Raw genomic sequence first — 11996 nt, 5'->3', positions numbered from 1 at the left:
GCCTCAGAAAGCCTCAGCCGGCAGCGCCATCGTCGTCTCGGCGCCCGTGGCGATCCGTCTGAGGCGCGTTCCGGTCTCCGGCATCGCCCGTTCCATGTAATAGCGGGCGAAGAGAAGCTTGTTTTCGTAGAAGCTCTGATCCTCCGTCGCGCCTGCGGCGAGCGCTCTGCCGGCCGCTTGCGCCATTTTCGCCCACATATAGCCGAGCGCGACAAGACCGAAGAGGTGCATGTAATCGGTGGAACCGGCACCTGCATTGTCCGGGTCCTGCATGCCGTTCTTGGCGAGCCACATCGTCGCCTTTTGCAGATGGTCGAGCCCCTCCTTCAGGGCTGGGACGAGCGGTGCAAGCGTCGCGTCCTCAGCGTTTTCGGCGAGGAAGGTCGCGATCTCGGTCAGGAATGCCGTGATGGCGCGCCCATTGTCGGCGGGGAGCTTGCGCCCGACGAGATCGAGCGCCTGGATGCCGTTGGCGCCCTCGTAGATCATGGCGATGCGCGCATCGCGCACGAACTGCTCCATGCCCCATTCCGCGATATAGCCATGGCCGCCATAGACCTGCTGCGCGGCGACGGCGTTTTCAAAGCCGCGGTCGGTGAAGACGCCCTTGATCACCGGCGTGACGAGCGCGAGCCAATCTTCCGCTGCCTGCCGGGCGGCGGGATCGGGACTGCGGGTGGCGATATCGGATTTGAGCGAGGTGTCGAGCATGAGCGCGCGCGCCGCCTCGTTGAAGGCGCGCACCGACATTAGGATCCGGCGGATGTCAGGATGCACGATGATCGGGTCGGCGGCAGATGCAGGCTCGCCGGCGGTTCCGTTCTTCTTCGACAGGGCGCGCCCCTGGCGCCGGTCGCGCGCATAGGTGACGGCGTTCTGATAGGCAATTTCCGACTGTGCCAGTCCCTGCAGGCCGACGCCGAGCCGCGCCTCGTTCATCATCGTGAACATCGCTTTGAGGCCCTTATGGGCTTCGCCGACAAGCCAGCCCTTCGCGGCGTCATAATTCATGACGCAGGTGGCATTGCCATGAATGCCCATCTTCTCTTCGATCGCACCGCAGGTGACGCCGTTCGCCTCGCCGGGCGCGCCGTCCGCATCCGGCAGGCGCTTCGGCACCAGGAAGAGGGAAAGGCCTTTGACGCCGGAGGGAGCGCCTTCGATGCGCGCCAGCACGAGGTGAACGATGTTGGGCGTGAGATCATGCTCACCGCCGGAGATGAAGATCTTCTGGCCGCTCAAGCGGTAGCTGCCATCCTCCTGCGGCACCGCCTTGGTGCGGATGAGGCCGAGATCAGTGCCGCAATGCGGCTCCGTCAGGTTCATCGTGGCAAGCCACTCGCCGGTGATCAGGCGCGGCAGATACGCACTCTTCTGGCTGTCGCTGCCATGCGCGGAAAGGGCGGCGATGGCGCCCTGGGCAAGGCCCGGATACATCGACCACGCCATATTGGCCGAGGCCTGAAATTCGCCGACGGCTGTGGCGATGACGAAAGGCAGGCCCTGGCCGCCGTAATCGGGATCTGCCGCCAGTCCCACCCAGCCGCCGTCGGCATAAAGGCGGTAGGCATCCTTGAAGCCGGAAGGCGTCGTCACGCGGCCGTCGTCGTGACGCGTGCAGCCTTCGCGGTCGCCCACCTGATTGAGGGGTGCGAGGACCTCGCGGCAGAATTTGCCGCCTTCTTCCAGAACCGCTTCCATGACTTCGCCAACGGCATCGGCAAATCCGGGGAGGTTCGAAAGACGGCCAATTCCAAGCACGTCGTTGAGGACGAAAAGCGTATCGCGAACAGGAGCGGAATAGGTCGGCATAGGAGAGCTTACCCTTACGTAAACGTCAGCTAGGTCGACCTTCCCTTATCGTCTGATTTCGTCACTGACAAGCGCGCACACGCCCCTCACCCCGCGGAAATGCGCGGGTTTTTGAGCATGACGCAACGTCTTCTAAGACTTACGCGGCCTCTCCGGCCTGCTTCTGCTCGTCCTGCTTCTGCGTCAGGATCTGGCGCACCGAATCCATCGTTTGAGACAATTCGTCGATGGCGTGCTCAATCTCTTCTCTCTGCCGTTTGAGGACGGCAACCTGTCCCTCGAACTTATCGAGAGCCACCTGCATCTGCAGAACTTCGCCGTCCTTGAGATCGTAGAGATCGAGGATTTCTTTGATCTCCACCAGTGAGAAGCCGACCTTCTTGCCCATCAGGACGAGCTTGAGCCGTGCCCGGTCGCGCCGGGAATAGATGCGGTTCAGTCCCTCGCGACGCGGGTTGAGAAGGCCCTTGTCTTCGTAAAATCGTAGGGTTCGAAGCGTCACGCCGAATTCGCGCGACAATTCACCGATGCTGTAAGTCATTCACGTCCACTTTCTGCACCCGCCGTAAGCGCCAGCTTTCCGCCGGTCGGGCGTGAGTACGTTCACTTTGATTGAGGTCGCAGTCTCTCGACCGAACAATAGCGCACGTCAATCATGAGCCTATAGGTCCAGCCTACGGGCTTCGATGAAACGTGAACGGGGCGTCTGCCGCCCCGGTTCCTTGTCAGGCTGCTTTCCCGGCTGCTCAACATGAGAAATCGTCCAAAACATGGCAGAGTTAACGTCATGTTTACCATGAGCGCCGTTAACCTTTTTCCAACCATCAGAGTGCTTCGACCTGTCGGCGTGCGAACGGTCGAGTTTTTCTCTTCTGGTCCGAGGAGACGCAATGAAAGCCCGCACATCATGGAGAGGCAGAGCAGGATCGCCGCCGCCCGCCCCGGGTCAGGAGGGAACCGATCTGCGGGCTCTGTTGAATGCGCGCTTCGATGCGGAAGGCCGCATCATTCACGAGCCGGCCTACGCCGATTCGGAAGCTGAGCGCCTTGCCGGAGATGTCGGCGAGGGCGACATCAGCACCGAACACCTGCAGGCGGCCGTCGAAGCGCTTGCCAGACGCATCGAAGAGGCAGAGCGCGGCGAGGCTGACCGCACCTCGCAGGCCCGCAGTCGGCGTGCGCCGGTCGCGCCTCCCGCCCCTGGCACGTTCGATGAGCCGGCAACGACGACCCCGCCATACTCAGACAAGACGTCTGATGCCGCCGACGACCTCTTGAAGCGTCTCGACGCTTTCGAAAGGCACCTAGAGGAGCTTTCACGTGGCGGTGCCGCCGGCGGTGCTGGCCAGCGCAAAGCGGCCCTCGACGAGGCGCATACACCAGAGCCTCTGGCGACACCTGCAGAGCCGAGCATCCAGACACCATCGGCTCGCAAGTCCACGCCTTCAGAAAGGCCAGTAGAGAAGCCCGCCGAACCGCGCCGCGCATTCGCTGGCGGGCTTGCTGATTTCGCCCGCGATCTCGCCAATCGTCGGCCGAAGAGCGAGGCATCCGCAGAGACTTCACGCGCCGCACCCGCTGCTGAGCGCGAGAGGATGCCGGCTCCTTCCAACAAGAACACCGCCGACAAGAACGCCGAGGTCTTGCGCCAGATCGAGAAACTGCAGCGCGCACTGGAAGACGAGGTGCGTCCCTCGCGCGGTGCGCTCGCCTCCTTGCAGGAGCGCATGGGCGATGTCGATTTGCGCCTTCAGGCGCTGCATCGCAGCGTCGCCTCGGTCGCCCAGCCGCAGGGGCTCTCGGAGGAAATCGCCGCCATCCGCATCGGTCTTGCTGCGCTTCCGCAGGGCAAAGCCTTTGATGCGATCGAAGCCCGGCTCGGCGAACTCGCTGGCCGCATCGATGCGATGTCTCAACCCCACGATCGCGGTGAGGAACACGAGAATTTCGCCCGCATCGAAAGCCGGCTCGACATGCTCGCAGCCGCGATGGATGAGATCCGCGACAGCCGAATTGGCGCCATCGACGATCTTGCTGCGCAGCTCGACCGTCTGGCTGAGCGTGTTGAAGGTCTCAGTGAAAGCCGCTCCGACCTCGGAGTGATTGAGGGGCCTCTCTCCGAGCTTTCCGCGCGCATTCAGGCCGTGCCCGATACACGCCCGATGCTGACGGCGCTCGACGACAAGCTGACCCGCATCGCCACGAGCCTCGATGAACGCAGTGTCGATGCGTCCGATATCGATGAAATCACCCAGCGTCTCGATCGTCTTGCGGCTGAAATTTCGGGTTTCCTGACCGAGAGCGAAGAACGCTTCTCGCTCAAGCCCGTCCTTGATCGCCTGTCGGAAATCGATGCGCGCTTCGCCGATGAGCGGGTCGATGTCGATCAGCTTTCCGGTCTCGTCGCCCGCATGGAAGACGCCGTTACCAGCGCCCCGATCGGTGAGCGCTTTGCGGCGCTCGAGGCCCGCATACAAGGCCTTGATCAGAAGCTGCCGGATAGCGACAGCAGTCTTTTGAACGATATCGTCGATCTCCGCTCGGAAATCGCCGAGCTCAGGGCCGATATCCGCAACAGCCCGCCGACCGCCGATGCTGGCGTTCGCGTGCTGCAGCCGGCCATCCGCGAAATCAAAGAGCGCCTTGACCGGCTGCCCGAGGAGCCGGCGCGCTTCAACCGCGAGCTGGAAGCCCAGATCGGCCGTATCTCTGCGATGCTCGATCGTCCCGCAGCGGAATCGAAGGTGCTGACGCGCCTCGAAGACGCGCTCGCGGATATTCGCGAGCGCCTGGATCGTCAGGAACTGCACCACGACGCGGAAACCTGGCATGCGGCCGGCGTCGACACTGCTGAAGGATCGGAAGCGCTGGCGCGTCTTGCCAGCGCGCTCCAGCATGATCTCGGCGAACTGAAATCCGTCGCCGAGGCGAGCGAGGAACGCACGCGAAGCTCGCTCGACGCGGTGCACGGAACGCTGGAAGCCGTCGTCAAGCGCATGGCTTTTCTAGAGCGCGACCTGCCGTTCTCCGGCGACGACAATGGTGGTTCGAGAACGCCGGCACCGCGTGCCACCCCTTCCGGCGAGGACGACAGGCCGTCCGGGAAGTCTTCCTCATCGACCGCGCCGTCTGGCCCGAAGCCTGGTCCCGCGGGCCGCGCGGGTCCCGTGCAATGGTCGCCGCGGCCTCCCGCGCCGGAGCCGGAAAAGCGGGAGGAAGAAAGCACCGCCCCGGGCCTCCTGAGCCGCCTCTCCGCCACGCAATTGCTGAAGCGGGCGACTGGCGGCCGGGCGGAATCCTTCGTGCCCCGCCAGGAAGAGGAGGTGTCGCTCGACTCCCTCTTGGAGCCGGGCGGCGGTCCCCTGCATTCCGACCTCGCGGATGCGCCGAGTTCGGCAAGCCATTACATTTCAGCGGCCCGCAAGAACCCGCCGTCCCAGATGAGCGGTTCGGAAGAGGCGCTGGCTGCGGCTTACGAGGATTTCAGGGCTCAAAGCCGCAACAGAGAGACCTCGTCGAGCGATTTCCTGAGCGCTGCGCGTCGCGCCGCCCGTGCCGCCGCCGCGGAAGCTGCCGCCGCCGAAAGCGATGCCGGCCGCGCCAAGGGGCGAGGCGGGTCGCAGATCCTCGATTTCTTCAAGGCCCGGCGCCGTCTTCTCGTGGCTGGTGCTGTCGCGCTCGCCGTCGCGTTCGCCGCGGTGCAATTCGTCAAGGTGCGAGGCGAGGAGGCCCGGACTGCGAATTCGCGTCCGGCGGTCGAGACACCGGTACCCGCTCCGAAGGAGACCGAAGTTCCGGGCGATGGCAGCTCGATCATCCAGCCGAGCCCCGCGTCGGGCGGAGCGGTGATGGAATCTGATAACACCGCGACACTTCCACGGCCTGACCGGGAAACAGCCTTTTCGACCCGTCTCTCCGCACTGCCGGGCTTGAGCGCCCAGGAACTGACGCCGCCCGCACGCGCCAGCGCGCCGAAGGCTGAAGCCGAACCCGAGACGGCGCTCGGTCAGGCGCCGGAAGCCGCTGTCTCCTCCGCCCCGGCGGAGCCTGACGACAACGAAATCTTCGACGATGGGGAAGTGCTGTCGCAAACGGCCTCGATCACCCCGCCGCCATCCGAGGCCGTCCAGACGCTCGCACCGACGGCACAAGAACCGGCCGTCTCACATCCGTCAGGCTCTCTGCCGGCGTCGATTGGTTCCGAAAAACTTCGGCGCGCTGCAGAGACCGGCGTGACGGAGGCCCAGTTCGAAGTCGCCGTCCGTTATGCCGAAGGCCGCGGCGTGGCGAGCGATCAGGCGACCGCGGTCTCCTGGTATGAGCGCGCCGCCCGCGGTGGGCTGGCCCCCGCGCAATATCGGCTCGGCTCGATTTACGAGAAGGGACGGGGTGTTCCCAAGGACATCGACAAGGCACTCAGCTGGTATGGCAAGGCGGCCGATGCCGGCAATGTGAAAGCCATGCACAATCTCGCCGTTCTTTACGCCGAGGGGGCGGACGGCGCCCCGGATCTGGAAAAAGCGGCCGATCTCTTCGAGCGCGCGGCCGAGCGAGGTGTGCGCGACAGCCAGTTCAATATCGCAGTTCTTTTTGCACGGGGCCTCGGTGTCAAACAGGACCTTGTGGCCGCCTACAAATGGTTTGCCGTGGCAGCGCGCTCGGGCGACCAGCAGGCGAAAAAGCGCCAGCAGGAAATCGCCAATGCACTGCCGCAAGATCTGCTGCCGGAGGCGAAGAAGGCTGCCGAGACTTTCAAGGCCCTGCCGATCGACCCGCAGGCCAACATGGTCTTCGCGCCCGAAAGCGGATGGGGTGAACAAGCCAGCGAGAGCGTGAGCCTCAGCGGCCCGGACCTCGTGAAGCACACCCAGGATCTTCTCACCCAAAAGGGCTATGATCCGGGACCGGCCGACGGCATCTTCGGCAAGAAGACGCGCCAGGCAATTGCTTCGTTCCAAAAGGATAACGGCCTTTCCGTGACCGGCGAAATCGATACCGGCGTCATTAAGGCGCTTGATGAAAAAGATATCTGAACCACCGTCTTGCGCTTCGTGAAGCGGCGGTGTTGAAGAGATCGGCCTAGACCGAGCGAATTTCGCCGATAGCGACAGGACCGTCCTGCGTGCAGCTCTATCTCCCGATCGCTGAACTGACGGTCAACATCTTCGTCTATCTCGGAATGGGAGCGGCGGTCGGCTTCATTTCGGGCATGTTCGGCGTTGGCGGCGGCTTTCTGCTGACACCGCTCTTGATCTTTTCCGGCATCAGCCCCGCCGTCGCCGTGGCGACCGTGACGCCTCAGATCGTCGCCTCGTCCACGTCGGCTGCGATCTCCTATTGGCGTCGGCGGATGATCGACCCGCAGATGACGATGTTTCTCATCGTCGGCGGCGTCACCGGCTCATGGCTCGGCGTGCGGGTCTTCACCATGTTGCGCTCGCTGGGTCAGCTCGATGTCATTATCTCGCTGTCCTACGTCACCTTTCTGGGGCTGATCGGCGGCCTCATGCTGCGCGAGGCGCTTCGCTCCTTTCTGCGCGCGCGGCGCGGCCGTCCACCCAATCTCCGCCGAGGCCGCCACCACAACTGGCTGCTCGGCCTGCCGTTCAAGGTCCGTTTCCGCCGCTCTAAACTCTATGTGAGCGTCATCCCGGTGATCCTGCTTGGCCTGTCGATCGGCTTTCTCGGCACCGTCCTCGGCATTGGTGGCGGCTTCATCATGGTGCCGGCGCTGATTTACCTTCTGCGCGTGCCGAGCAACGTCGTCATCGGCACCTCTCTCGGCTACATCCTCTTCACGATGGCACTCGCCACGGTGCTGCATTCGTTGGAGAACGGCGCCGTCGATTTGATGCTGGCCTGTCTCTTGATCGTCGGCGGTGTCGTCGGTGCACAGTTCGGGGCTCAGATCGGTCAGGCCATGCGCGGCGACCAGCTGCGTCTTTTCCTGGCGCTTCTGGTGCTGGCGGTGGCGCTCCGCTTCCTGTTGAACCTGTTCCTGCCGCCTGCGAGCCTTTATTCGATCGCCCTTCTGCAGGGGATTGGCTGATGCGGTTCCTGCTCGCTCTCGCTCTTGTCTCCGGTCTCTTCGCCTGCGGGTCCGCTTCAGCGGAGAAGCTCGTCTCCACCCTGTCGGATGACGCCGTCGAGATCACGTCCAACTTCACGGGCTCCAACATCACGGTGTTCGGTGCGGTGGAAGGCGCGAAATCGGCCTCCGGCGAGCGCGATTATGAGGTGGCGATCGTCGTGGCGGGTCCGCAGATGCCGCTTGTCGTGCGACGCAAGGGCCAGGTCGCCGGCATCTGGATCAACACCGCCTCTCGGGAATTCTACAATGTCCCGAGTTTCTACGTCATCCATATGAGCGAGAACTTGAACGATGCGGCGAGCCAGCAGCTCTTGGCGCGCTACAAGCTGGATTTCGCCGATCTCGGCTTCTCGCGTGACGCAAGTTACACGCCGCAGGACGAGGCCTTCGCAAAAGCGCTCGTGGAGCTGAAGAAACAGAAGGAGCTCTTCGTCAAGCGCGGCGATGCGGTCACCTTCCTCGCGCCGAATGTCTTTCGCACCACCTTCCATTTGCCGTCGGCGATCCCCGTCGGCACCTATCACGTCTCCGTCTTCCTCTTTCGCAACGAAGAGCTGGTGGCGGCGGAAGTGCAAAGCCTCCTTGTCGAGAAGAGCGGCTTTTCCGACCGTATCGCGCGTTTTTCGACGGAGCAGCCGCTGCTCTACGGACTTTTCGCCGTCATGGTGGCCGTCTTTACCGGCTGGATGGCCGGCATCATCTTCCGCCGCAACTGAGGCCGCGTCCAGCGTCTGGATCTCGGCGAAACAGTTCGCTCAATCTGGCCTGAGAGACGCCGGCGCGACGGGATAGAGCCGGTCGGCTCCGACCAGGAAAGCGATGAAACCGCGTCTGGCGAAGAGGCCGGAAAAGGCGCGGTCGAGGACGTTGAGCCCTCCGGTCAAAACCCCGAACGAGGGCAGAATGAGCCGCGTGCCGTCCGTGACGAAAGCCCGCCGGCGCACACTGCGTCCGCGCCGGGCAATTTTCCCGCATGGGTGAAGATGCCCGGCGATCTCCCCTTGAGCCATCGCGTCTTCCGGCTCGTGTCGGAAGGTGAGGCCATTGTTCGAAAGTTCCGCGAGACACTCGCCGCCAAGGCCCGGGGGAGGAGCGGGATCATGATTGCCGGCGATCCAGATCCATTCGCGTCCCGCCTGCAGCGCTGCGATCTTGCCGCGGTCGATCTCGGCGAGGCGCTCGGGCCCGCCGCCATCGTGAAAACTGTCGCCTAGGCAGATGACGGTCTTCGGCTTGCGCCGTAGGATCAGGTTGTGAAGGGCGGCAAGGGTGGCGGCGCTGTCATAGGGCGGCAAAAACGTGCGCCTGCGACCGAAGGACGACGCCTTTTCCAGATGCAGGTCGGCCACGACCAGCATGCGTGAGGCCGGGTCCCAGAGCGCCCCGGAAACATCGAGCACCAGCTCTCGCCCGGAAAGCGCGATACGCGTCTCAGGCAAGATCTCGTCTCTGTAAGAAGTCTCCGCCAGCGCCAAAATCTGCCTCGCTGCCCATAGCCTCGCGCATCAGCTCCTCGGAAGCTTCGACCAGAAGATCCTCCTGCGCCTCGCCGAAGACCGGCTCCCGGCCGATTTCCAGCATGGCCGGGATGGCAAGCGGTGAGACATGCGCCAGCCTTTGATGCACGATTCGGCCCTGGATGCGCGACAGCATTTCGCCGAGGCGGCGGATGTCGAGAAGCCCGGTCGCGGCATCCGCACGCGTGGCCTTGAGAAGAATATGGTCAGGCTCGTGGCTGCGCAGCACGTCATAGATGAGGTCGGTGGAAATCGTCACCTGTCGCCCGCTCTTCTCTTCGCCGGGATGCCGACGTTCGATCAGTCCGGCGATGATGGCGCAATTGCGGAAGCTGCGTTTCAAGAGATAACTCTCTGCCAGCCACTCCTCCAGATCGTCGCCCAGCATGTCTTCATCGAAGAGCTCTGCAAGCGAAGGTTTGCCGGCGGCAAAGAGGCCGCCCATGTCGCGCAGCCCCCAGATGGCGAGCGCATAATCGTTGGCGACGAAACCGAGCGGGCGAGCGCGCGCCCGCTCGAGCCGGCGCGTCAACAGCATGCCGAGTGTTTGATGCGCGAGCCGCCCTTCGAAGGGATAGGCGACCATGTAGAATTTCGTCTCGCGCGGAAAGGTCTCCACAAGAAGCGCGTCTTTCGACGGCAGCACCGAGACCTCGCGCTGGATGGCGAGCCAGTCGCGCACCTGCCCCGGCAGCTTCTCCCAATGGGCGGGATCGGCGAGCATCGCCCGCACGCCGGCGGCGAGATAGGTGCTTAGAGGGAATTTGCCGCCGGCATAGGAAGGGATCGCCGGATCGTTGGCCTCGGCCCGTGTGACGAGCGCCTCGTTTTCGTGAATGCCGACGAAGGCGAGGACCTGGCCGGCGAACTGAAACGTGTCGCCTGGAACGAGTTGTTCCAGAAAATACTCTTCGATCTTGCCAAGGACGCGTCCCCCACGCAGCACGGTGCCGGGGCGGCCGTCCTTCCCGCCACGTCGGGAAGCGAGGCGCACATTGAGCATCGGCGCTTCGACGATGGTGCCGAGATTGAGACGGTATTGTTGGGCGAGCTTCGGATGTGAAAGCGCCCACAGCCCGTCCTTGCGGCGGCGGATCTTGGCGTAGCGCTCGTAGCTTCGAAGCGCATAGCCGCCGGTCGCGACGAAATCGACCGCCTGTTCGAAATCCTCGTAGCTGAGGCCACTATAGCTTTCGGCTGAGCGAACCTCCTCATAGAGGCTTTCAAGGTCGAACGGGGCGGCGACGGCCATGCCGAGAATATGCTGGCATAAGACGTCGAGCGCGCCGGGTCTGAGCGGCGGTGTATCCTGAATGCCGGCTTCATTGGCCTCGAGTGCCGCCTGGCATTCCATGACCTCAAAGCGGTTCGACGGCACGAGGAGACCGCGCGAAGGCTCGTCCATCCGGTGGTTGGCGCGGCCGATCCGTTGGGCAAGACGGCTCGCGCCTTTCGGCGCGCCGACATGAATGACGAGGTCGACATCGCCCCAGTCGATGCCGAGATCGAGCGTTGAGGTGGCAACGACCGCACGCAGAGAGCCCGCTGCCATCGCCGCCTCCACCTTGCGACGCTGACCGCGGTCGAGCGAGCCGTGATGGAGCGCGATCGGAAGTGCCTCCTCGTTGATGCGCCAGAGCTCGGAGAACAGCATCTCCGCCTGCCAGCGCGTGTTGACGAAGACGAGCGTCATGCGGTGGCTTTGGATCGCCTCGAGAACCTCAGGCAGCGCATAGCGTGCCGTGTGTCCCGACCAGGGGATGCGCGCGTCAGAATGCAGGATCGAAATCTCCGGAGGTGCGCCTTCGCCGACCACCACCATCTCGGCGAGATTTCGGCGCGCGTCGGACTGCTGTTCGACGAGCCAGGCGCGCAAATCGTCCGGAAAGGCGACGGTGGCGGAGAGGCCGATCGTCCTGAGGCCCGGTGCGAGCCGGCGCAGCCGTGCAAGCCCGAGCGCCAAAAGGTCGCCGCGCTTTGATGGGGTCAAAGAGTGTAATTCGTCGAAGACGACCGTCGATAGGCGTGCGAAGAAGCGCTCCGCATCGCGTGAGGCGATCAAAAGCGCGACTTGCTCGGGCGTCGTCAGAAGGATGTCGGGAGGGCTGAGTTTCTGCCGCTGTCGCTTGTGGGTGGGTGTGTCGCCGGTGCGCGTCTCGACCGTCACGGGTAGCCCCATCTCGGCGACGGGCATGCCGAGATTGCGCTCGATGTCGACGGCGAGCGCCTTCAAAGGCGAGACATAAAGGGTGTGCGGACCGATGAAATGTGATGAATTGCGCCTGTCGTGCGCTTGCGAAAGCTCGATGAGTGAGGGCAGAAAGCCCGCGAGCGTCTTGCCAGCGCCGGTCGGAGCGATCAAAAGCGACGAGGATCCCGCCCGTGCTTGGGCGATGAGCTTGAGCTGATGGGGGCGCGGTGCCCAGCCCCGGTCGGCGAACCATTGCTGGAAACGCTCCGGCAGGAGCCCGTTTTCGCCAATGGGGATCGCAGCGGGTGCCGTCATGACGATGAGTTTAGGCTTGGTTGCGGCCAAGTCGAGCGGACCTGACGTTGCGTCGCGTCCCCCGCGGCGT

General features: G+C 63.8%; 7 protein-coding genes. 3 read left to right on the top strand and 4 right to left on the bottom strand.

Annotated elements, in window-relative coordinates:
• Positions 1-3 precede the first annotated feature (3 nt).
• Positions 4-1812, bottom strand: coding sequence for an acyl-CoA dehydrogenase C-terminal domain-containing protein (locus ACK8CP_RS13215; protein WP_414832115.1), 1809 nt, complete (start codon positions 1810-1812; stop codon positions 4-6).
• Positions 1813-1951: 139 nt separating this feature from the next.
• Complete coding sequence (locus ACK8CP_RS13210; protein ID WP_234629732.1) at positions 1952-2353, bottom strand: MerR family transcriptional regulator; 402 nt, start codon at positions 2351-2353, stop codon at positions 1952-1954.
• 349 nt (positions 2354-2702) lie between these two features.
• Here ACK8CP_RS13210 and ACK8CP_RS13205 point away from each other — a divergent pair, with 349 nt between their 5' ends.
• From ACK8CP_RS13205 to ACK8CP_RS13195, 3 genes are all read left to right on the top strand, one after another.
• Entirely contained in the window at positions 2703-6845 is a 4143-nt protein-coding gene (locus ACK8CP_RS13205; protein ID WP_414832114.1) for a peptidoglycan-binding protein, read from the top strand.
• An 89-nt stretch (positions 6846-6934) separates the two neighbouring features.
• The gene (locus ACK8CP_RS13200) at positions 6935-7861 is read left to right on the top strand and encodes a sulfite exporter TauE/SafE family protein (protein ID WP_234629730.1); all 927 of its coding nucleotides are present in this window, start codon (positions 6935-6937) and stop codon (positions 7859-7861) included.
• Entirely contained in the window at positions 7861-8619 is a 759-nt protein-coding gene (locus ACK8CP_RS13195; RefSeq protein WP_234629729.1) for a TIGR02186 family protein, read from the top strand. The genes ACK8CP_RS13200 and ACK8CP_RS13195 overlap by 1 nt, the downstream gene beginning before the upstream one ends.
• Before the next feature lie 39 nt (positions 8620-8658).
• On the opposite strand, the gene pdeM is transcribed toward ACK8CP_RS13195, so the two are convergent.
• Together pdeM and ACK8CP_RS13185 are read right to left on the bottom strand one after the other, a co-directional pair.
• Entirely contained in the window at positions 8659-9345 is a 687-nt protein-coding gene (gene pdeM / locus ACK8CP_RS13190; RefSeq protein WP_414834266.1) for a ligase-associated DNA damage response endonuclease PdeM, read from the bottom strand.
• Positions 9335-11926, bottom strand: coding sequence for a ligase-associated DNA damage response DEXH box helicase (locus ACK8CP_RS13185; protein ID WP_414834265.1), 2592 nt, complete (start codon positions 11924-11926; stop codon positions 9335-9337). Before ACK8CP_RS13185 ends, pdeM begins: the two co-directional genes overlap by 11 nt.
• Positions 11927-11996: the final 70 nt, after the last annotated feature.

It is taken from the genome of Afifella sp. YEN Y35, from assembly GCF_047553465.1.
GTDB classification, from domain to species: Bacteria; Pseudomonadota; Alphaproteobacteria; order Rhizobiales; family Afifellaceae; genus Afifella; species Afifella aestuarii.
Note: the sequence above shows the minus strand (reverse complement) of the source record. Positions and strands in the feature narration are given on the sequence as shown.

Coding starts and splice junctions, on each gene's coding strand:
- ACK8CP_RS13215 (WP_414832115.1), bottom strand. CDS start 1,812: ATGCCGACCTATTCCGCTCCTGTTCGCGATACGCTTTTCGTCCTCAAC.
- ACK8CP_RS13210 (WP_234629732.1), bottom strand. CDS start 2,353: ATGACTTACAGCATCGGTGAATTGTCGCGCGAATTCGGCGTGACGCTT.
- ACK8CP_RS13205 (WP_414832114.1), top strand. CDS start 2,703: ATGAAAGCCCGCACATCATGGAGAGGCAGAGCAGGATCGCCGCCGCCC.
- ACK8CP_RS13195 (WP_234629729.1), top strand. CDS start 7,861: ATGCGGTTCCTGCTCGCTCTCGCTCTTGTCTCCGGTCTCTTCGCCTGC.
- ACK8CP_RS13185 (WP_414834265.1), bottom strand. CDS start 11,926: ATGACGGCACCCGCTGCGATCCCCATTGGCGAAAACGGGCTCCTGCCG.